Origin of the sequence: Aquimarina rhabdastrellae, from assembly GCA_947387485.1 — a bacterium.
Taxonomy (GTDB): Bacteria; Bacteroidota; Bacteroidia; order Flavobacteriales; family Flavobacteriaceae; genus Aquimarina.
Genome location: CANDNT010000001.1, coordinates 497,500 through 519,700, shown reverse-complemented (window position 1 = coordinate 519,700; position 22,201 = coordinate 497,500). Strand labels below are relative to the sequence as shown.

General features: G+C 31.7%; 25 protein-coding genes. All 25 read left to right on the top strand.

Features of this window, described 5'->3' with window-relative positions; all coding sequences use genetic code 11:
- The first annotated feature begins 30 nt into the window (after positions 1 to 30).
- The 25 genes from ACYEKI_RS02340 (at position 31) to ACYEKI_RS02220 (ending at position 22,201) form a co-directional block, all read left to right on the top strand.
- On the top strand, positions 31 to 1,560 hold the full coding sequence (locus tag ACYEKI_RS02340; RefSeq protein WP_459209545.1) for an HAL/PAL/TAL family ammonia-lyase: 1,530 nt from the start codon (positions 31 to 33) through the stop codon (positions 1,558 to 1,560).
- Between the two features lie 28 nt (positions 1,561 to 1,588).
- Positions 1,589 to 2,746, top strand: coding sequence for a WG repeat-containing protein (locus ACYEKI_RS02335; protein WP_459209544.1), 1,158 nt, complete (start codon positions 1,589 to 1,591; stop codon positions 2,744 to 2,746).
- 125 nt (positions 2,747 to 2,871) lie between these two features.
- The gene (gene fabG / locus ACYEKI_RS02330) at positions 2,872 to 3,603 is read left to right on the top strand and encodes a 3-oxoacyl-ACP reductase FabG (RefSeq protein ID WP_459209543.1); all 732 of its coding nucleotides are present in this window, start codon (positions 2,872 to 2,874) and stop codon (positions 3,601 to 3,603) included.
- Positions 3,604 to 3,611: 8 nt separating this feature from the next.
- Positions 3,612 to 4,829, top strand: a complete 1,218-nt coding sequence (locus tag ACYEKI_RS02325; protein WP_459209542.1) for a beta-ketoacyl-[acyl-carrier-protein] synthase family protein — start codon at positions 3,612 to 3,614, stop codon at positions 4,827 to 4,829.
- Positions 4,830 to 4,857: 28 nt separating this feature from the next.
- On the top strand, positions 4,858 to 5,103 hold the full coding sequence (locus tag ACYEKI_RS02320; protein ID WP_459209541.1) for a phosphopantetheine-binding protein: 246 nt from the start codon (positions 4,858 to 4,860) through the stop codon (positions 5,101 to 5,103).
- 10 nt (positions 5,104 to 5,113) lie between these two features.
- Complete coding sequence (locus ACYEKI_RS02315) at positions 5,114 to 6,007, top strand: LpxL/LpxP family acyltransferase (protein WP_459209540.1); 894 nt, start codon at positions 5,114 to 5,116, stop codon at positions 6,005 to 6,007.
- A gap of 4 nt (positions 6,008 to 6,011) precedes the next feature.
- Positions 6,012 to 6,935, top strand: coding sequence for a dialkylrecorsinol condensing enzyme DarA (locus ACYEKI_RS02310; protein ID WP_459209539.1), 924 nt, complete (start codon positions 6,012 to 6,014; stop codon positions 6,933 to 6,935).
- A 10-nt stretch (positions 6,936 to 6,945) separates the two neighbouring features.
- Positions 6,946 to 8,079: a beta-ketoacyl-ACP synthase III gene (locus ACYEKI_RS02305; protein WP_459209538.1), complete on the top strand. Its 1,134-nt coding sequence runs from the start codon at positions 6,946 to 6,948 to the stop codon at positions 8,077 to 8,079.
- On the top strand, positions 8,079 to 8,534 hold the full coding sequence (locus ACYEKI_RS02300; protein WP_459209537.1) for a hypothetical protein: 456 nt from the start codon (positions 8,079 to 8,081) through the stop codon (positions 8,532 to 8,534). Before ACYEKI_RS02305 ends, ACYEKI_RS02300 begins: the two co-directional genes overlap by 1 nt.
- Before the next feature lie 33 nt (positions 8,535 to 8,567).
- Complete coding sequence (locus ACYEKI_RS02295) at positions 8,568 to 8,969, top strand: helix-turn-helix domain-containing protein (RefSeq protein WP_459209536.1); 402 nt, start codon at positions 8,568 to 8,570, stop codon at positions 8,967 to 8,969.
- A complete protein-coding gene (locus ACYEKI_RS02290) occupies positions 8,966 to 9,964 on the top strand; it encodes a BtrH N-terminal domain-containing protein (protein ID WP_459209535.1) in 999 nt (332 codons plus the stop codon). The genes ACYEKI_RS02295 and ACYEKI_RS02290 overlap by 4 nt, the downstream gene beginning before the upstream one ends.
- A gap of 3 nt (positions 9,965 to 9,967) precedes the next feature.
- Entirely contained in the window at positions 9,968 to 10,717 is a 750-nt protein-coding gene (locus tag ACYEKI_RS02285) for an ABC transporter ATP-binding protein (RefSeq protein WP_459209534.1), read from the top strand.
- Positions 10,710 to 12,011: an ABC transporter permease gene (locus ACYEKI_RS02280; protein ID WP_459209533.1), complete on the top strand. Its 1,302-nt coding sequence runs from the start codon at positions 10,710 to 10,712 to the stop codon at positions 12,009 to 12,011. The genes ACYEKI_RS02285 and ACYEKI_RS02280 overlap by 8 nt, the downstream gene beginning before the upstream one ends.
- Positions 11,989 to 12,438 (top strand): acyl-CoA thioesterase, encoded by a 450-nt coding sequence (locus tag ACYEKI_RS02275; RefSeq protein WP_459209532.1) that lies wholly within the window; start codon positions 11,989 to 11,991, stop codon positions 12,436 to 12,438. Before ACYEKI_RS02280 ends, ACYEKI_RS02275 begins: the two co-directional genes overlap by 23 nt.
- Positions 12,435 to 13,568 carry a beta-ketoacyl synthase N-terminal-like domain-containing protein gene (locus ACYEKI_RS02270; protein ID WP_459209531.1) on the top strand — a complete coding sequence of 378 codons (1,134 nt, stop codon included), beginning with the start codon at positions 12,435 to 12,437 and terminating at the stop codon, positions 13,566 to 13,568. The genes ACYEKI_RS02275 and ACYEKI_RS02270 overlap by 4 nt, the downstream gene beginning before the upstream one ends.
- Positions 13,568 to 14,203 (top strand): 3-oxoacyl-ACP synthase, encoded by a 636-nt coding sequence (locus tag ACYEKI_RS02265; protein ID WP_459209530.1) that lies wholly within the window; start codon positions 13,568 to 13,570, stop codon positions 14,201 to 14,203. Before ACYEKI_RS02270 ends, ACYEKI_RS02265 begins: the two co-directional genes overlap by 1 nt.
- Positions 14,178 to 14,435, top strand: coding sequence for a phosphopantetheine-binding protein (locus ACYEKI_RS02260; protein ID WP_459209529.1), 258 nt, complete (start codon positions 14,178 to 14,180; stop codon positions 14,433 to 14,435). The genes ACYEKI_RS02265 and ACYEKI_RS02260 overlap by 26 nt, the downstream gene beginning before the upstream one ends.
- A 62-nt stretch (positions 14,436 to 14,497) precedes the next feature.
- Positions 14,498 to 15,697 carry a beta-ketoacyl-[acyl-carrier-protein] synthase family protein gene (locus tag ACYEKI_RS02255; RefSeq protein ID WP_459209528.1) on the top strand — a complete coding sequence of 400 codons (1,200 nt, stop codon included), beginning with the start codon at positions 14,498 to 14,500 and terminating at the stop codon, positions 15,695 to 15,697.
- Positions 15,694 to 16,758, top strand: a complete 1,065-nt coding sequence (locus tag ACYEKI_RS02250) for a beta-ketoacyl synthase chain length factor (RefSeq protein ID WP_459209527.1) — start codon at positions 15,694 to 15,696, stop codon at positions 16,756 to 16,758. The genes ACYEKI_RS02255 and ACYEKI_RS02250 overlap by 4 nt, the downstream gene beginning before the upstream one ends.
- Positions 16,752 to 17,549 (top strand): polysaccharide deacetylase family protein, encoded by a 798-nt coding sequence (locus ACYEKI_RS02245; protein WP_459209526.1) that lies wholly within the window; start codon positions 16,752 to 16,754, stop codon positions 17,547 to 17,549. Before ACYEKI_RS02250 ends, ACYEKI_RS02245 begins: the two co-directional genes overlap by 7 nt.
- A gap of 7 nt (positions 17,550 to 17,556) precedes the next feature.
- Entirely contained in the window at positions 17,557 to 18,186 is a 630-nt protein-coding gene (locus tag ACYEKI_RS02240) for a LolA family protein (protein WP_459209525.1), read from the top strand.
- Entirely contained in the window at positions 18,167 to 18,787 is a 621-nt protein-coding gene (locus ACYEKI_RS02235; RefSeq protein ID WP_459209524.1) for a hypothetical protein, read from the top strand. The genes ACYEKI_RS02240 and ACYEKI_RS02235 overlap by 20 nt, the downstream gene beginning before the upstream one ends.
- 2 nt (positions 18,788 to 18,789) lie before the next feature.
- Positions 18,790 to 19,155: a 3-hydroxyacyl-ACP dehydratase gene (locus ACYEKI_RS02230; RefSeq protein WP_459209523.1), complete on the top strand. Its 366-nt coding sequence runs from the start codon at positions 18,790 to 18,792 to the stop codon at positions 19,153 to 19,155.
- Between the two features lie 3 nt (positions 19,156 to 19,158).
- Entirely contained in the window at positions 19,159 to 19,611 is a 453-nt protein-coding gene (locus ACYEKI_RS02225; protein WP_459209522.1) for a hypothetical protein, read from the top strand.
- A 103-nt stretch (positions 19,612 to 19,714) separates the two neighbouring features.
- The gene (locus tag ACYEKI_RS02220; RefSeq protein ID WP_459209521.1) at positions 19,715 to 22,201 is read left to right on the top strand and encodes a T9SS type A sorting domain-containing protein; all 2,487 of its coding nucleotides are present in this window, start codon (positions 19,715 to 19,717) and stop codon (positions 22,199 to 22,201) included.

Sequence of the window (22,201 nt, the reverse complement as noted above, 5' to 3'; positions counted from 1 at the left end):
AATATTGAAGAAAAACTACTTAAATTAAAAATGCTAACAGTAAAAAATAAGCTGGAGATAAACGATTTTGTTCGTGTTATATTTAATAATGAAAAGCTTACCATTGATCAGTCAATTATAGATAGAGTAGAAGAGAGCTATAAATTTTTAGAAGAATTCTCAAAAAATAAAGTCATTTATGGAGTAAATACAGGTTTTGGTCCTATGGCTCAGTATAAAATTGACGAAGAAGATCAAATAGCCTTACAGTTTAACTTGATAAGAAGTCATTCTTCGGGTACAGGTAAACCTATAGAGCCAGCTTATGTAAAAGCATTAATGCTAGCGAGAATGAATACCCTTTCTTTAGGGAAATCAGGAGTTAATACTACAGTAGTAAACGCATTAAAAGAGCTTATTAATCATGATGTAATTCCGTTAATATTTGAACACGGTGGTGTAGGAGCTAGTGGTGATTTGGTTCAGTTGGCACACTTAGCATTAGTATTAATAGGAGAAGGAGAAGTATTTTATAAAGGAGAGAGAAGAGCTACCAAAGAAGTTTTTGAAGAACTAGATATTAAACCTATTGAAATAAAGATTAGAGAAGGTTTAGCTTTAATTAATGGTACTTCTGCAATGACAGGTATAGGTATTGTTAATGTTATCAATGCTCAAAAATTGTTAGACTGGTCAATCTGTTGTTCTTCAGTAATAAACGAGATAGTACAAGCTTATGATGATCACTTATCAATAGAATTAAATCATAGTAAGCTACATATAGGACAACAACAAGTTGCCAAAAGAATGAGAGCTCACCTAGAAGATAGTGAGTTAACTAGAGATCGTAATGAACATTTATATTCAGGTAATCAAAACGATACTTATTTTAAAGAAAAAGTACAAGAGTACTATTCTTTAAGATGTGTACCTCAAATTCTAGGACCAGTACATGATACTATAAATCATGTAGGAAGAATATTGATAGAAGAATTAAACTCTGCAAACGACAATCCTATAATAGATGTTTCGACTAAACATGTTTATCATGGAGGAAATTTCCATGGAGATTATGTTTCTTTAGAAATGGATAAATTAAAGTTAGTAGTTACAAAAATGTCAATGCTGGCAGAACGTCAATTGAACTACTTATTAAATGCTAAAATTAATGATATCTTGCCTCCATTTGTAAACCTAGGAAAGTTAGGATTCAATTTTGGAATGCAAGGTGTACAATTTACAGCAGTTTCTACAACAGCAGAGAATCAAACATTGTCAAATCCTATGTATGTGCATAGTATACCTAATAATAACGATAATCAAGATATCGTAAGTATGGGAACTAATGCTGCAAATATTACCAAAACTGTAATAGAGAATACTTTTGAAGTTTTGGCTATAGAATTGATGACAATAGTACAAGCTTTAGAATATCTTGATTTTGGAGATAAACTTTCTTCACGAACTCAAAGATTATTAAAAGATATTAAGGCAATTGTACCTCCATTTACAGAAGATTATATTACTTACCCTTTTGTACAGAAAGTAAAAGACTATTTAAAAGAGAATGAGGCTTATTAATAAGCTTCATTCTATAATCTCGTCAATCATGAAAATAAAGACTATTCTATTAAGTATTATTTTAATAGGGGTCAATACGCTAATACAAGCCCAGGAATTGGCAGCTGTAAAAGAGAAAAAGCTTTTTGGCTATATCAATACTCAAGGAACGTATGAAATTGAACCTCAATTTAAAGATGCAAAAAGTTTTTCTGAAGGGCTAGCTTTAGTCTTATCCAAAGAGAATAAAAAATGGGGGTATATTGACAAATCTGGTAAATGGATTATTAAACCTCAGTTTGATGGAGGTAAAGCTTTTAAAAGCGGTATAGGATTTGTACATATCAAAAAGGATTGGTTTTATATCAATATAAAAGGAGAAAAACTTACTATGCCAGAAGGTGTAAAACGATATCCATTTTCTAAAGATGGTGTTGCTTTGATGAGAACAGAAAAAGGTGTAGGAGTAATTGATAAAAATGGAAAGTTTGTAGTAGAACCTAAATATGGAATTATAAGAAGTTTCAAGAATGGTTATGCGAGAGTAAAAACTTTTGATGATAAATGGGGTGTTATTGATAATAAAGGTACTATTATAGTTGAAGTTAAATACAAAGAAGTAGGAAACTTTTACAATGGAGTAGCTAGAGTAATTACTCAAGATGGAGATTTTGGCTTAGTTAATGCAAAGAATGAGTTTATGTATCTAAAAGATGTAAGTAAGTTATGGGATTTTAGAGAAATAAATGGAATTGCTCCAGCAGTAGTTAAAGGCAAAGTAGGTTTTATTAATAATAAAGGTGAGTGGGTAATCACACCTCAATATAAAAAAGGTAGAGCCTCGTTAAATGGTTATGCTGGAGTATATAAAAGAGGATGGGGATTAATAGATGTTAAAGGAAATCTTATTATAGATCATAAATATTTTGATATTGCTTATGTAAGTAATGAAGGATTATTACCCTATAGAAACAGTAATAATGAATTATGGGGATTTGTTAATCTTGAAGGAAAAGAAATAACAAAAGCTATTTATGTAGTATCACGTGCCGATTTAGGTTTTCATGTTAATGCAAATAATGGTTTTAGTTCAAAATTGACCAGAATAAACTCTCCTTATAAAGACTGGGGATTTCTTAAAACTGACGGTTCAATTTTAAATGATAAGTGGTATAAGTATGCCCATAAATTTGTGAATGTCGAATAGATAATACTATAATAAAATAACAAATTACAGAGAGTTTTTTTTAAGATAAGTAATAAAAGTCTATTTTAGCTCTCTTGTAGTTTTAGAAAAAGATTATAGATAAAAATATAAACAATCAAAAATCAATGAAATACGCTCTTGTTACAGGTGGTTCTAGAGGAATAGGTAGAGCAGTAGCTATAAAATTAGCCAAAGAACTTGAATATCCTATACTAGTGAATTATCAATCAAATGATGATGCGGCAAACGAAACAAAAACGTTAATCGAAGCTGAAGGAGGATCATGCACATTATTAAAATTTAATGTAGCTAATCAAGAAGAAACTCATAAAGTATTAGATCAATGGTCTGAAGCTAATCCAGATGCTACTATAGAAGTAATAATCAATAACGCTGGGATTACAAGAGACGGATTGTTTATGTGGATGAAACCAGAAGATTGGCATGATGTTTTAAATATAAGTTTAAATGGTTTTTATAATGTAACAAATCATTTAGTACAAAAAATGTTAACCAATCGCTATGGAAGAATTATTAATTTGGTTTCTGTTTCTGGAGTAAAAGGAACAGCAGGGCAAACTAATTATTCGGCTGCCAAGGGTGCTTTAGTCGCAGCGACAAAAGCTCTGGCACAAGAAATAGCAAAACGAAAGATAACCGTTAATGCAGTTGCTCCAGGATTTATTAAAACAGATATGACTGCAGAGATGGATGAAAAAGAACTAAAACGTATGATTCCGGTTAACCGATTTGGTGAAGCAGAAGAAGTAGCTGATTTAGTAGCTTTCTTAGCCTCAAAAAAGGCATCATATATAACAGGAGAAGTAATTAATATTAACGGAGGAATTTATTCTTAGATAGTTATATGAGAAGAGTCGTAATTACAGGAATGGGAATCTATTCATGTATAGGTACTAATGTAGAAGAGGTTAAAAAATCTTTGTATAACGGAACCTCTGGAATAATTTATGATCCAACTCGAAAAGAGTTTGGATACCGTTCTGCACTTACAGGAGCTGTACCTAAACCTAATCTTAAAAAAGAACTTAGTAGAAGACAACGCATTAGTTTTGGTTCAGAATCAGAATACGCGTATATAGCAGCAAAAGAAGCGTTTGAACAAGCAGGAATTGATCAAGAATTTTTAGATACCAAAGAAATTGGTGTACTATTTGGTAATGATAGTACTGCGGAGTCTGTGATGGAATCAATAGATAAGATCAGAGCCAAAAAAGATACAACCCTAGTAGGATCTGGAGCTGTATTTAAATCGATGAATTCTACAGTAACTATGAATTTGTCGACTGTATTTAAGCTTAAAGGAGTTAATTTTACCATAAGTGCAGCGTGTGCTAGTGGATCACATTCTATAGGAATGGCATACCTTTTAATCAAACAAGGATTACAAGATTATGCGATTTGTGGAGGAGCTCAAGAAATTAATAAGTATGCTTTTGCAAGTTTTGATGGATTAGGAGTATTTTCTACTAATGAAAATGATCCTACTAAAGCATCAAGACCTTTTGATAAAAATAGAGATGGGTTAGTTCCTAGTGGAGGTGGTGCAGCAGTGTTTTTAGAAACATATGAAAGTGCTATAGCTAGAGGAGCTACTATATTAGGAGAAATAGTAGGATATGGATTTTCATCAAATGGAGAACATATTTCTACCCCTAATCAAGAAGGACCTGCAAGAGCGATGAAAAGAGCTATTGATCAGGCTGAGATGAAAGCAGACGAAATACAATATGTAAATGCTCATGCTACATCTACACCTATAGGAGATGCAAATGAAGCAAAGGCTATAGATGAAGTTTTTGGAGCATCAAAACCATTTGTAAGTTCAACAAAATCGATGACAGGGCATGAATGCTGGATGGCAGGAGCTAGTGAGATTATATACTCAATGATTATGATGAATAATTCATTTGTAGCACCTAATATCAATCTAGAAGAAGCAGATGAAGATTCGGCTAAATTGAATATAGCAAAAGAAACTACAGCACACGAGATTAACGCATTTTTATCGAATTCATTTGGATTTGGAGGGACAAATTCAGCAATCGTTGTAAAAAAAGTATAAGAGGAAAATAATTACGAATTAATAACACATGGAATCTAACCTAATAATAGAAAAAGTAAACGAGTTTTTAGTAGAAGAATTTGAAGTAGAGATAGAAGAAATAAGCCCAGAAGCTAATTTAAAAGAAACTTTAGATTTAGATAGTTTAGATTATGTTGATTTGGTGGTAGCTATAGAAGCTACTTTTGGAGTAAAACTTGTAGGTGAGGATTTTGTCGGAGTTGAAAACTTCCAAAATTTCTATGACCTTATCGAGAATAAAGTGAATAGCTAATCTTTAATAGATGGCACAACAGTGGGAGGGGAAGTCTAAAGGAACACCATTAGGCTATAAAATATTCGCTTTTTTAATAGAGAAATTAGGAGTAAAATCAGCATATTTTGTACTGATCTTTGTATCCTCATATTATCTATTATTTTCTTTTTCAACAACTAGAACCAGTTATTATTATTTTAGAAAGAGACTAGGCTATTCTCTTTTTAAAACAATTATAAGCATTTATAAAAATTATTATTGTTTTGGTCAAACGTTGATAGATCGATTTGCTATATCAGCAGGATATAAAGATCAATTTACTTTTGATTTTGACGGTATTGATAAGATAGATGAACTATTTGGTAAAGGAAAAGGAGGTATATTATTTAGCGCACATTTAGGAAACTTTAATGTAGCTAGATTCTTTTTTGAAAAAGCTGAATTTAAAAACGAAGCTACAGTAAATCTTTTAGTTACAGATCAAGAAAGTGAAGAACTACAAAAATTTACAGGAGCTACTTCTCATGGAGCAACACTAAAATTTATTGTCATTAAAGATGATATGTCTCATATATTTGAGATGAATGATGTCTTAGAAAATAATGAAGTCATTATTTTTGCAGCAGACAGGTATGTAGAAGGTGTACAATTTATTGAAAAAGATTTTTTAGGAAAACCAGTAAAATTTCCTTCTGGCCCATATAAATTGGCAGCTAGAAAGAAACTACCTATATTGTTCTTATATATCATGAAAGAAACCTCTAGTCATTATCATTTTTATGCTAGAGAACCACGTGAAGATATGGAATATAAACCTAGTAAAGTACTTATGGAATACATAAGAAACTTAGAGATTATGATAGGAAAATATCCATTACAATGGTTTAATTTTTATGATTATTGGAATGACTTAAAATCTTAAAACTATGTGCAATGTTTTAGTATTATACTATAGTCAAACAGGACAATTAACAGAGATATTAAACAATATGATGACTCCGTTGATAAATGATGAGACTATAACAGTTACTTTTCAACCTATTACACCCGAAAAAGCTTATGATTTCCCATGGAAAAAAGAAGAGTTTTTTGAAGTTTTTCCAGAAACTTTTTTACAGATTCCTAAACCAAATCAGGCACTTCCAGCAACAATAAAGAAAAAGAAATACGATTTAATCATTCTAGGATATACTGTATGGTATTTAACACCATCTATTCCGTTTAATTCTTTTTTGAAAAGTGAAGAAGGGAGACAATTAATAGCAAACACACCTGTAATTACAGTTAATGCTTCGCGTAATATGTGGATATTAGCGCAAGAAAAAGTAAAAAAACTGTTGGCAGATGCTCAAGCTAAATTAGTAGGTAATATTGCTTTTGTCGATAGAAATATCAATCACATAAGTGTGATTACTATCGTACATTGGATGCTTAGAGGGAAAAAGAACAAATATCTAGGTGTTTTTCCTAAACCGGGAGTATCAGACAAAGATATTGATGAAGCTAGTAAGTTTGGAGAGATCATTAAAGATTATGTTAAAAAAGGTGATTATGAAGGAATGCAAGAAGATATAGTTGCTTCTGATGGAGTACGAGTAAAACCTTTTTTAATTCGATCTGATCAAGGAGGAAATCGCATCTTTAAAAAGTGGGCAAGTATAATTTATAAAGCTGGTGAAAAATCACCACCAAAAAGAAAAGTATTATTAGCTATCTTTAGACGATATTTGGTAGTTGCAATATGGTTAATAATGCCTATAGTGTTTATACTATTTTTGATAACGTATTTACCAATGTATAGATACATAAAAAAGAACATAAAATATTATCAATCAATAAGACTGAGATAAGAATCCTTATATGAAGAATGTCTACATAACACGAACAGCACATTTTCTACCTAATGATCCTATATCTAATGAAGATATGGAGAATAAATTAGGACTCATAGATGATAAACCATCTAGAGCAAGACGAATAGTGCTTAGAAATAACGGGATAAAAACTCGATATTATGCATTAGACAAAGACAATAATGTAACGCATAATAATGCACAAATAACTAAAGAAGCAATAGCAAATTTATGCGATAAGGATTTTAAAGAAAATGATATAGAACTATTATCATGTGGGACTTCTGGTCCAGATAATCTATTACCATCTCATGCAGCTATGGTTCATGGATTATTGGATAGTAAGAGTATAGAATTGAATACGGCAGCAGGTGTTTGTTGTTCTGGTGTAAATGCATTAAAATATGCCTATATGGCGATTAAGTCTGATGACAAGAATAATGCAGTATGTACAGGATCAGAAAGATCATCTAGCTGGATGACCTCTCATAAATATATAGAAGAAGTAAAACATTTAAAAAACCTTGAAGAAACACCTGTAATTGGATTTAAAAAGGATTTTTTAAGATGGATGTTATCAGATGGAGCAGGTGCTTTTTTATTAGAAAGTGAACCTAAAGGGGAATGTCCTCTTAAAATTGAATGGATGAAAGCGTATTCTTATGCATATGAGTTAGAAACGTGTATGTATGCTGGAGGTGAGAAGCTTGAAGATGGATCCATTAAACCGTGGACAGATTACACTCCCGAAGAATGGTTAGAACAATCCATATTTTCACTAAAACAAGATGTGAAAATATTGGATGAGAATATAGCTATAAAAGGAGTAGAAAGTATGAAAGATGCAATGACTACGTATAATTTAAATGTAGATGACATTGATTATTTTTTACCCCATTTATCATCGTTCTATTTTGGAGATAGACTATATGATGAAATGATAGACAAAGGAATAGCAATTCCTAAAGAAAAATGGTTTACAAATTTAAGAGATGTAGGAAATGTAGGAGCTGCATCCATCTATTTGATTATAGATGAATTGCGTAAATCAGGTAAACTTAAAAAAGGAGATAAACTATTAGCTGCAATTCCAGAGAGCGGTAGATTCTCATATTTCTATTTTTTAATGACGGTATGCTAATGGAAAATTTATTGCAAGAAGAAATACTAGATATAGCTTTTATTAAAAAGCTAATTCCGCAAAAAGACCCTTTTGTGATGATCGATAAATTACTGTATTATGCAGACGATAAGGTGATTTCGGGTTTTAAGGTTCATGCAGATAACCCTATGGCTAATGCTACTCATTTTACAGAAGGAGGTCTCATAGAAAATATGGCTCAAAGTATAGCATTACATAGAGGATATAGAGGCTATCGCAATGCAGGAAAAGATAATAAACCTAAAACAGGGTTTTTAGGTTCTATTAAATATGCCGAGGTTTTTGACCTACCTGCTATAGGAGAAGAAATCACAACTACAGTCGATATTATTGCTGAGATCATGAATGTTTCTCTCGTAAAAATTGAAGTAAAAAATAGTGAAGGAAAACTATTGGCCAATTCAGAAATGAAAACAATAATAGTAGATCCTTAACAAAGAAGTAAATACTACTTAAATATTGTATATATGAAGAAAGAAGAAGTACCTCAAGACGAAAGCTGTTTCTCTGATACAGAAATGAAAGAAGTCATATATGCTGTAGATAAAGATGGTAAATACGATAAAGCATTGAGTTCTGGATGGGAGACTAAGACGATAGTTTTGGATAAATCATTAGAACACATTGAAGAAAGAAAAGCACAAGCCATAGCAAATATCAAAAACGGAATACAAAGTCCTATAGCATACTTCATGGAAGAACACCGTATGGATATTCCTACTTTGGCTAGTTATGTAGGTATATGGCAATGGAGAGTTAAGCGTCATTTAAAAGCAAAACCTTTTCAACGATTAAGTGCTAAAACATTACAACGCTATGCAGAAGTTTTTGAGATTTCTGTAAGCGAATTAAAACATCCTAAATTTTGAAAATAGATTTTAAGCATAATCAATCTGCTCATTGTGAAAATGGAGTAGTATCAAATTTATTAAACTTTCATGGTTTACCGTTAAGTGAACCTATGGCTTTTGGGATAGGATCAGGATTATTTTTTGTCTATATACCTTTCTTAAAAGTTAATTATGCACCTGCATTTAGTTATAGACCTATGCCAGGGTTTATTTTCTCTAGAGTAAGTAAACGATTAGGATTTAAAATAAAAAGAATTAAATTTTCATCTAAAGAAAAAGCTCAAGCTACATTAGATCAAGAATTAGCCAAAAACAATCCAGTAGGATTGCAAGTAGGAGTCTATAATTTACCTTATTTTCCAGATGAATATCGTTTTCATTTCAATGCACATAACCTTGTGGTTTATGGAAAAGAAGACGAGCAATATTTAGTAAGCGATCCAGTAATGCCTGGCGTTACTAAGCTTACAGCAAAAGAATTAGAAAAAGTTAGATTTGCCAAAGGAGCTTTAGCACCAAAAGGACATATCTATTATCCAGTAGCATTACCTAAAACTTTTGATCTTAAAAAAGCGATTCGCAAAGGGATTAAACACACTTGTAAAGATATGTTAGCTCCAGTTCCTTTTGTAGGAGTGAAAGGGATCAAGTTTGTAGCCAAAAAGATTCGTAAATGGCCTCAGAAAGTAGGTGTTAAAAAAACGAATCATTATTTAGGGCAATTGGTTCGTATGCAAGAAGAAATAGGAACAGGTGGAGGAGGATTTCGTTTTATATATGCAGCTTTTTTACAAGAAGCAGCGGGTATATTAGAAGAACCTAAATTGATCGAGTTATCAAAAGAGCTTACGGCAATAGGAGATCAGTGGAGAGATTTTGCTGTAGAAGCATCAAGATTATATAAAAACAGAAGTAAAGAAACAGATGCATATAATAAAATAGCAGATAAGCTTGAACATATAGCAGATGCTGAAAAAACATTTTATATAGCACTTAAAAAAGCGATACGCTAGATTATGGATGTTATTAAAGTACATAATTTAGAAAAACAATATAAAGGAGCAGATTTTAAATCGCTTAAAGGAGTTTCTTTAACAATTCAAAAAGGAGAGATTTTTGGTTTATTGGGGCCTAATGGAGCCGGAAAAACAACATTGATATCGATTTTATGCGGACTCTTATCTGCTACAAATGGAGAGGTTTTTATCAATGATAAAACATATGCTTCAAAAAAAGATGAATTGCGAAAACTAATAGGAGTAGTGCCTCAAGAATACGCTTTGTATCCTAGTTTGACCGCTAGAGAGAATTTGATGTATTTTGGAGGAATGTACGGCATTGCCAAACAAGAATTAAAGAGCAAAGTAATTACACACCTTGAAGCACTAGGATTAGCACAATTTGCAGATAAAAAAATTAGAACTTTTTCTGGGGGGATGAAACGTAGGGTTAACTTAATTGCAGCAATCCTACATCAACCAGAAATATTATTTCTAGACGAACCAACTGTGGGAGTAGATGTGCAGTCAAAAAAAGCGATTACACAAAAACTAGAAGCATTAAATCAGTCGGGAACTACAATCATTTATACATCACATCATTTAAGAGAAGCACAAGAACTGTGTACAAGAGTTGGAATTATTGATAAGGGAGAAATTATTGTCTCAGGTAGTCCCGACAAGTTGATAGCAGAAGTTCAAGATGCTAGAAACCTTGAAGATGTATTTGTAGAATTAACAGGAAAGGAGTTTAGAGATTATGCATAAACTCATAGCTTCCATAAAAAAAGAAACCTTATTACTTACTAGAGATATAGGGGGATTAGGTATATTATTTATAATGCCTATTATCTTGGTCATCACGATTACTTTATTACAAGATACTACCTTTAAAAAAGTAGGAGGAGGTAGTAGTATAGATATTATATTGGTCGATAATGATAAGGGAAGTTTATCTGATGAAATCAAAAAGAACTTTGAAGAAATTCCTTTTTTAAATCCTATAACTACTCAAGAAGAAGAAACTATTACTGAAGCTAAAGCAGAGAAATTAGTTGCAGCAGGAGCTTACCAATTAGCAGTAGTTATACCAGAGAAATTATCTTCAGATTTAGATAAGCAGATATCAGAAAATATTAATAAAATTCTTAGTGATTTTGAAGGCAGTGTTACAGAAGAATCAAAAGAACTAACAACCAGAGTAGAACAACAAATCAAACCTAAGGTGATTAAGTTTTATTTTGATCCGGTTACACAAGAAACGTTTAGAAGCTCAGTTGCTTTTGCTGTAGATAAACTAATATCTCAAATAGAGACACAATCTATTTATAAAGCATTTGAAAAAGAATTAGGAGAGTCGGCACATATGACTTCTTTAAACAAACAAAAATTAGTAACATATCAAGAGATTAATCCTTCATTAGCAGGGAACGAAGTAATGCCTAATTCTGTACAACACAATGTACCAGCATGGACGTTATTTGCTATTTTCTTTATGATATTACCTTTATCTCTCAATATCGTTAAAGAAAAAGGACAAGGTACTTTTGTAAGATTACAAACAACACCTATTAAATACCAAACAATTATTTTGGCAAAAGCCATATTGTATGTATTAGTGAGTATACTACAGTTTACCATTATTCTAGGTATAGGAATGTATATTTTTCCATATTTAGGATTACCTACATTACAAATAGGATCTAATTTGGGAGTTTTATATGCTGTTACTATGGCTTCTGGAATGGCAGCTGTAGGTTTAGGGTTATTATTAGGGACAGTATTTACTACTCACGAGCAAGCAGCACCTTTTGGAGCAGTTTTAGTAGTGATTTTAGCAGCAATAGGAGGCGTATGGGTACCTGTTTTTGCAATGCCAGAAGCCATGCAAGTTGTAGCTAAGATTTCGCCTATGAATTGGGGGTTAGAAGCCTTTTATAATTGTTTTATTAGAGCTGGTAAATTAAGTGATATAATAGGAGAATTAGGATTATTAGTTGGCTTTTTTGTGCTAACTATGAGTATAGCAATCGTTTATTATGAGAAGAAGAAGAATGTCTGATACTGGGGTTGAAACCCAAATTAAGAACACCTATGATGTGCGTGTACGTTTTAATGATTGTGATCCATTACGTATAGTTTGGCATGGAGTATATATTACCTATTTTGAGGACGGAAGAGAAGCTTTTGGTAGAGCACACGAAATTTCTTATTTAGATGTAAAAGCTAATGGATTTTCAACGCCTATAATAAAATCGGTATGCGAACATAAAAAACCATTAGCATATGGAGATATTGCAATTGTAGAAACAACTTTTGTTGATACTCCAGCTGCAAAAATGATTTTTAGATATAAAATTTATAACCAACACAAAGAATTGGTGTGTATAGGAGAAACAATACAGGTATTTGTTGATGACGAAGGAAATATGTCACTTACATTGCCTAAATTCTTTGAAGATTGGAAACGTAAAGTAGGATTATTATGAGAAGAGCATATTTAAATTCTGATGTGATTATATCTCCCTTAGGGTTTACTTCTGAAGAGAATATAGCTAAACTCAGAAATAATATATCAGGTATTACTGAACAAGACGATACTAATTTGCATAGAACATCTTTTTATGGTGCAAAAATAGCAGATGATAAACTTGAGGAATTAAGTCTACAATATGATCTTTTAGCTTATACTCGCTTAGAACAAATGATGTTGCTAGCAGTTAAAAAGTTATTAGAAAAAAATCCGAGTTTAGATATTCACAAAACAGGAGTAATTATAGCGACTACAAAAGGTAATGTAGATCAGTTGGCTATAGATATGCAATCAGAAAATGCGTATTTAACTAGTTTGTCTAATACTATCGAATCGTATTTTACATTAAAGAATACGCCTATAATACTATCAAATGCATGTATTTCTGGAGGTCTTGCAGTTGCTGTAGCTAAGCGAATGATTCAAGCAGAACAATATGATGATGTGATAGTGATAGGAGGAGATGTTTTAACAGCATTTACACTTTCTGGATTTTTCTCTTTTCAAGCAGTAAGTGATCAGCCTTGTAAACCTTTTAGCAAAAATAGAACAGGAGTAAGTTTAGGAGAAGCTGCGGCAGCGCTTTGGGTATCTTCAAATAAAATAGAAGAAACCAATGTAGTATTGACAGGAGATGCCTCGGTAAATGATGCTAATCATATTTCTGGACCATCACGTACTGGAGAAGGATTGTTTTTAAGTATTACCAAAGCATTAAAAGAAGCCAATATAGAAAGTGAAGCTATAGATTATATCTCGGCACATGGAACAGCCACTCCTTTTAATGATGAGATGGAGTCAATTGCATTTAGTAGAGCAAATTTATTAAAAGTACCATTAAACAGTTTTAAGGGGTATTATGGACATACACTAGGAGCATCTGCTTTAATCGAAACTATTATAGCAAGACATTGTCTATTAAATAACGAAGTGTTTGCTTCAAAAGGATTTGATGAACTAGGAGTTTCTGAACCTGTAACAGTTTTAAAAGAGAATAAAATAATGCCATTACAACGTGTGCTAAATACAGCGTCAGGTTTTGGAGGATGTAATGTGGCTTTGATTTTAGAAAAAATAAATAGCTAATGGAAAAGAAATATTACATAAAGCATTATTGTGCAATAAAGAATGAAGCTGTTTATAAAAATGGAGAAGTATATCACGAAGATGAAACTTCAGATAACCTAAAAGATTTTGCAAAAGGAATTTATAAAAAACTAGAACTTAAGTATCCAAAATTTTATAAGATGGACGAACTGTGTAAGTTTAGTTTTTTAGCTTCAGAAATACTATTGATGAATGAAGAAATAGATGAAGATACAGCATTAGTTTTTGCTAATAAAGCATCTAGTTTAGTTACCGATAGAAAACATCAAGAAACTATAAATGATCCAGAAAATTATTTTCCGTCACCAGCTATTTTCGTGTATACACTACCTAATATAGCTTTAGGAGAAATAAGTATAAAACATAAATTTAAAAGTGAGAATGCATTTTTTGTAAACGAAAAGTTTGATAGTTCGTTTATAATGAACTATTCACAGATGCTTTTGGACACTCAAAAAGCAACAAAAGTGATATGTGGATGGGTGGATTTGGATAGTAACAAATATGACGTATTTTTGACTTACTTAACCAGAGAAGAAGGAAAACAAATTACGATAAGAGAATTAACAGATATATATAACAACGATTATGGCAGAATTAGTAGAAGAGCTTAAAGAAAAAATTATTGACCAATTAAGTTTAGAAGATATAGAAGTAAGCGATATAGATAATAATGATCCATTGTTTGGAGACGGATTAGGCTTAGATTCTATTGATGCATTAGAATTAATTGTATTATTAGAAAAAGAATACGGTATCAAGCTTACAGATCCTAAAGAAGGAAAAGCAATATTTCAATCGGTTCAAGTAATGGCTGATTACATTACAAAACACCGTACAAAATAAAGATCAAATAACGTAAATCATTAGACCATTATCACGATAATGGTCTATAACTTTTTAAGCAAATGAGCAAAGGAATTGCCATAACGGGAATGGGAATCATTTCTTCTATAGGAAATACTGTAGCAGAGAATTTGAGTTCATTGCGAGCTGCAAAACCAGGGATTACAAGATTAGATTTAATCGAGACAAGACATCGTGATGCTATTATGGTGGGCGAAATCAAAAAAAGTAATGCCGAACTAGAAACCCAAATAGGATTAGCAAAAGACAATAACCTGTCACGTACTTCGATGTTAGGAATTATAGCAGCTAGAGAAGCTATAGTACAAGCTTCTATTGATGATATAGATGCATATCGTACAGGATTCATTTCAGGAACTAGTGTAGGCGGAATGGATATGACAGAACGATATTATACCACGTATCAAGAATCTCCAGAGTTTCGTAAATATATAGCAACGCAACATGCAGGGGCGACTACAGGTGATATAGCAAGACATTTGGGTATTAGAGGTTATGTTACAACGATAAGTACAGCATGTTCTTCGGCAGCTAATGCTATTATGTTAGGTGCTAGAATGATCAAAGCAGGTAAATTAGATCGTGTTATCGTAGGAGGTACAGATGGTATGTCTAAGTTCACGATTAATGGATTTGGTACCTTGATGATTTTGTCTGATGAAGCGTGTACTCCTTTTGACGAAAATAGAAAAGGTTTAAACTTAGGTGAAGCAGCAGCTTATATTGTTTTAGAAAGTGATAAAATCGTTAAGAAAGAAAATAAAAAAGTATTAGGCTATGTAAGTGGATGGGCAAATGCAAATGATGCCTTTCATCAAACGGCTTCTTCGGCAGAAGGAGAAGGTGCATATCTAGCTATGAAAGAAGCTTTAGATATAGCAGAGATAACACCAGATGCTATTGATTATGTAAATGTTCATGGTACTGCGACACCTAATAACGATATGTCTGAAGGGACAGCAATGCTTCGAATTTTTGGAAAAGAAAATATTCCTGTATTTAGTTCAACCAAAGCTTTTACTGGTCATACTTTGGCAGCCGCCGCATCTGTAGAAGCAGTATTCTCATTACTATCATTGCAAGAGAATATGGTTTTTCCGAATCTTAACTTTAAAACACCAATAGAAGCACTAGATATGACACCGCAAACAACATGTCTAGAAAAAGAGCTTAATGTGATTTTATCAAACTCATTTGGTTTTGGAGGTAATTGTTCTACATTAATATTTACTAAGGCATGAGCAAATGTTATATCAAGGGAATTGCGAGTATAACAGCACAACCCACAACAGTAGAAGATCAATTTCTAGAAGAAATTATATCATATCAAGAATCTATTTTTAGAGCTAGTGATCCCAATTATAAGGAATTTATAAAGCCAGCTGCAATGAGACGTATGTCAAAAGCAGTAAAGATGGGAGTAACAGCTTCTCAAATGGCATTAAAACAAGCTAATATAGAACAACCTGATGCTATAATTACAGGTACAGGAATGGGGTGTAGACAAGATTCTGAAAAGTTTCTTGAAAAAATATTATATGATGATGAACAATATTTAACACCAACATTATTTATACAATCAACGCATAATACGGTAGGAGGACAAATAGCTTTAGGATTAAAATGTAAAGCATATAATGTTACCTATGTACAATCTGCAGTATCTTTTGAATCTGCTATTATTGATGCGCAATTAATGCTAGATGAACAGCCTAATAGTAATATTATGGTTGGAGGTATTGATGAGATCGCAAAAACTTCTTCTAGATTTCATATACTTAATGGAGATGTAAAAAAAGAAGAAATACATAACTTAGAATTATTATCCTCTACAACAACAGGAACTATAGCATCAGAGGGAGCAACCTTTATGGTAATTGGTAATGAGGATACTACTAATAATATAGCCGAGATCGTAGATGTAGAAATTAAGTATAGTGCATCTGTTGAAGAAATTAAAAAAGATATTCTAGAATTTATAGCTAGAAATGATTTGGAAATAACTGCTATTGATGCCATAGTACTAGGAAATAATGGGGATCATTCTTTTGATCATTACTATCAAGAGTTACAGCAGACGTTATTTAAAGATACAGAGCAATTATATTATAAACACTTGATAGGAGAATATCATACAGCATCTGCATTTGCTTATTGGATTGGTACTAAAATATTTGAATATAAAAATGTACCAGATGTTTTAAGATTAAATGACAAAAAAAGTCAAGAGCATAAGAATATATTGATATATAATCATTACAGAGGAGAGAATCATAGTATAGCCTTATTACGTAAATGTTAATCAGAAAATTAGTTAATGGCATAAGTATTAGTATACTAATACTCCTTATCTCGTTAGGATTTATAGGAGTAACTTCTTGGTGGATGATAAGTATAGTAATAGTACCATGGTTAATGATTACTGTTTATGGAGTATGTAATATAGATTCGCAGTATTTTGTAAAGAGTTACTGTAAAGCAGATAAATATCAAAAAAAAGCAATTGCGATAACATTTGATGATGGTCCTCATGAGAATACAGTAGCTATACTTGAATTGCTTAAAGCGTATAATGCAAAAGCTACTTTCTTTTGTATAGGAAAACAAATCGAAAAATATCCTGATATCTTAAAAAAAATAGAAGAAGAAGGGCATCTTATAGGCAATCATACCTATTCTCATAGCAAGACTATAGATTTATATAATACAAAGAAATTTTCGAAAGAAATTCTGGATACTGATCATGCAATAGCAAGTATTATTAGTAAAAAACCACAATTGTTTAGACCTCCTTATGGAGTAACAAATCCAGACATAGCTAGAGCCTTAAAAATTACAAAACATAAAGTTATAGGGTGGAATAAAAGATCTTTTGATACATCGACAAAGTCAACAACAAAAGTTTTAAAGCGTATTACAAAAAACTTGACATCTGGTGATATAATACTACTTCATGATACTCAAATTAAAACAAGAGAAACATTGGAACAGTTGTTGGTATATTTAAAAAAACATAGTTTTGAAACTGTAGATGTTGCTACTTTATTAGGTATAGAAGCTTATCAAGTAGCGGGAGACATAAAAAATAACTAAGAGGGATATGAAAAAAATAATATTATTTTGTGTATTATGGTGTAGTGCTTTGAGTATTCAAGCACAAGAGAAGGCTATGGCTGCAAAAGATATAGCAGAATTTAAAGAAGCTGTAGAGAATATAGCAAAAAAGTTTAAAACTGCTACAGCCGATTTTATACAAATAAAACATATTGATTTCCTATCAAATGATATTGAGAGTAGAGGTAAATTATATATTAAATATCCAGATAAATTAAGGTGGGGCTATACAGAACCTTATAGTTATAATGTAATTTATAAAGATGAAAAACTATTTATTAATGATGAAGGAAAGAAAACTAAAATAGACCTTCAATCTAATAAGATGTTTAAAGAACTCAATAAATTATTAAAAGAAATGACAAATGGAAAAATGTTTGATGATACTAGATTTGATTTGTCGTTTTTTGAAACACCAAAAGAATATATAGTTAAAGCAATACCCAAAGATCCAAGATTAAAGAAGATGTTTAATTCACTTGAGACTGTATATAGTAAAAAAACTCATTGGGCATTGAGTATTAAGACTATAGAGGAATCAGGAGATTATACATTAACTATATATGAAAATGTACAAATAGACAAACCTATTTCAGATGAGATATTTACTCATTAATTTAGTTGTTCTTTTAGGGTTTTGTAGTTGTAAACCTATTGAATATGCACAAGAAGAAGATGCTATAGGGATAAAAGTAACATATACAAATCCGTATTTTGCAAATGCAGCGTTTGATTATGTATATAAAACAGATATAGCGGTATATAATCAGAATTTTAGTGGAATTTTAATTATAAAAAAAATTAAAGAAGGACTACATCGTGCAGTGTTTACAACACAATTTGGCGGAACGATATTTGATTTTGAATTTAATAAAGAGGATTTTAAAGTTCATTACATTCTAAAAGATTTAGATAAAAAGATCATTATTAATATTTTCAAAAAAGATTTTAAAGCGTTAATAGATGAAACTTTGGATCCAATTAAAGCTTTTGAGACAAAAGCAGAAAGGATTGTAAAAACAAAAGCAGATAAAAGATTTAATTACTATTTTTACGACGATTCTAAAAATCGATTAGATAGTATCAAACAAACGACTAAACGAAAAGAAAAGTTTAGTATACTCTTTGATAAGATTGATGAAAATGTAGCAGAAGAAATTACAATTCAGCATCACGGAATCAAATTAAGAATGAAATTACACCTATTAAAAAAATAAAGATGTTAATCACAGACTTTTATCAAAAGCAATCAGAAAAAATTGAAGGTAATATACAAACAACTGTGATTAAATTAAATCCAGAAAATGATGTGTTTAAAGGCCATTTTCCTAATAAGCCAATAACACCAGGAGTGTGTATGCTTCAAATAATAAAAGAACTTACAGAAGAACGCTTGCAGACTTCATTATTGATGACCAAAGCTTCTAATGTAAAGTTTATGGCAGTGATTAATCCTGAAGAAACTCCAATTCTTACTATAAAAAATGAATTTACAGATAAAGAAGATAGTATCAAAGTAAAGAATGTATGTTCTTATGGTGATACTGTAGCTTTAAAAGTAGTAACTACATTTAAAAAAATATAGGTAATGAAACTTTTAATAATTCTTTTTTGCAGTATATGTTCTTTTCAGCAAGTAGATAAAACTCAGATAAGAGAGTTATATAAGGTAGCTCATCTTAATGCTGAAAAAACTGAAGAGCTGTATGCTATAACGAAAGATGCAGTAATAAAAGAAAACGAAGCATTATTAAAAGTATATTATGGAGCGGCATTAACACTTAAAGCAAAGTTTGCTAAAACTAGAAAAGATAAAATTAAGTTCTTTAAAGAAGGTGCAAAACTTATTGAGGAAGTTGTCGCAAAACACCCTAACGATATAGAAATTAGATTCGTGAGATTAAGTGTACAGGAAAATGCCCCTCGAATCACGAGATATAAAAAGAATATAAAAGAAGATAAGTTATATATCGAACAAAATCTACAAAATTCTTCAGAGCAAATCAAAGTATATATTGCTGCATACTTTGAAAATAATTAAGTGATTGTATGTTAATTTTTTGTAAAGTTTTGAATTTTAGGTTAATAAACTAAAAGAAGAGACGTTACTAGCCTAAGACTTAACACTAATTAACCTAAATCACATGAAAAAAAAGCACTTACCCCTTTTACTAGGGCTTATGGTTGCTTCTATATCTGGTATAGCTCAAGATTGGAGGCATAGTAACAAAAATTATTTTGAAATCCTTGAAGCCGAACGAGATCGAATTGATGAACTTAAAAAAAGTTCCAATAGAGAAGATCAAAGAGCTGTAAAGCAATTTGAGCGATGGTCATATTACTGGAGAAGTCGTGTTAATAATGACGGAACTTTTCCAGATGCTAGAAAAGCATACCAAGATTGGAAGCAGTTTGAACAAAATAATACAGTAAAATCAGCTGCAGAATGGACACTAATTGGACCTACAGCAATTCCTGAATCCGTAGCCTCTTTTTATGCAGGATTAGGAAGGCTTAATGTTGTAGCGTTCAACCCCAACGATACAAACGAAATTTGGGTAGGATCACCAGGTGGAGGAGTATGGAACTCTACAGATGGAGGTAATTCATGGATACCTAAGGGAGATGTTGTACCTAATCTAGGAGTGTCAGATATTGTGGTTGATCCATCAAACCCTAATATAATTTATTTGGCAACAGGAGATGCAGATGGAAGACAAAATGGTTCTATAGGGGTACTAAAATCTACAGATAAAGGGAGCTCATGGAACATGACTGGATTAGAATTAAATGTAGCAAATAGAAGTACCATATCACATTTATTAATCGATCCTAGCAATGTAAATACGATTTTTGCAACTACTAGTTCAGGGATTTATAAATCAACTGATGGTGGTAATACATGGAATGAAAAAAGATCTGGAGCATTTAATGATATCGTATATAAAGAAGGAAGTACAACAACGTTATTCGCTTCAAGTTTATCTAATAGTAGATTTTTCATTTCGACAGATAATGGAGAGACTTGGACAAATTCATCTTCGGGTATATCAAACTCAGGAAGGTTAGATATAGCAACTACTGCTGCAGACGAAGATTTTATTGTAGTAATGACTAGAAATGGTTCTTTATTTAAATCTACAAATGGAGGAGGCAATTGGACTCCGATGTCTAATATTTCGGGTATTTCTACTCAGGGAGGATATAATCAAACGTTAGCAATATCTCCTAACAATAAAAATTTAATAATTGTTGGTGGAGTTCATGGATGGAGATCTACAAATGGTGGTAATAGTTGGGAACGATATTTAGATGGATATTGGACTCAAGGTAATCCATATTTTTATGTGCATTCTGATCACCATGATTTAAAATTCATGCCAGGAAATGGAGATGTACTCTTTTCTGCAAATGATGGAGGTTTATTTAAAGGAGATATAACTACCAATAATGCATGGACAGATTTATCTGCTGGATTAGCAATTACACAATATTATAAAGTAGCAGGAACTCCCCAAAATGCAAACTTTTTATTAGCAGGCGCTCAAGATAATGACATAACACATTATGATGGTAATCAATGGATAAATAGACATTATGGATCAGATGGAGTAGAAGCTTTATGGAACTATAGTAACTCTGATATCGCATGGACTTGTAGTCAATTTGGAACAATTCAAAGAACAACAGATGGCTTTGCCACCGGCCCATCTAGATTATCAACACCAGGAGGAGCTGCTTTTGTTTGGCCATTAGAAATAGACCCTAATAATCCTAATACGATTTATGGAGGATTTGGAGATATTTACAAATCAAATAACTCTGGAAATTCATGGATTAATTTAAATTCTCCAGCATCTGGATCTATAGAAGCAATTGCTATAGCACCATCTAATAATCAAATATTATATGTGATAGATGGAGCGAGAACAGCATCGTCAAGATTACATCGTACTACAAACGGAGGTACATCATGGAGTACAATAAACCAGCCATCAGGAGGAAGAATTAAAAACGTAGCAATTCATCCTACAAATCCAAATGAGATTTATATTTGTTATGGTGGATATAACAATGGTCAAAAAGTATATAAGTCTACAGATGGAGGAAGTAACTGGGAGAATATAAGTAGAAACTTACCTAATTTTCCTATAAACAAAGTGGCTTATCTTACTGGAGGTAATGGAGATATTTTTGTAGGATCGGATATAGGTGTTTTTCATAGTAATGATGATGATACAGAATGGAAAAGATATGGATCTGGATTGCCAAACGTAATTGTTAACGATATAGAAATACATTATGCTACAGAAAAATTAAGAGTGGCAACCTACGGAAGAGGAGTTTGGGAAGTATCGGTTAATCAACAGGCATTATCTATTAATGAATTTGAAACTGATGTACTAAGTATATATCCTAACCCATCAAAAGGAAAGTTTACACTAAAATTAAAAGATTTATCAGGAGAATCTACGATTACTATATACAACTTGATAGGTGGAGTGATAAAACATTTTAAAACTTCGGAAACTACATTAGGAATTGATTTATCAAATGTGGCTTCAGGGATGTACTTTGTTAATGTAGAAAATGGCGGTAAAAAAGTTGTGAAAAAAGCTATCGTTAAATAA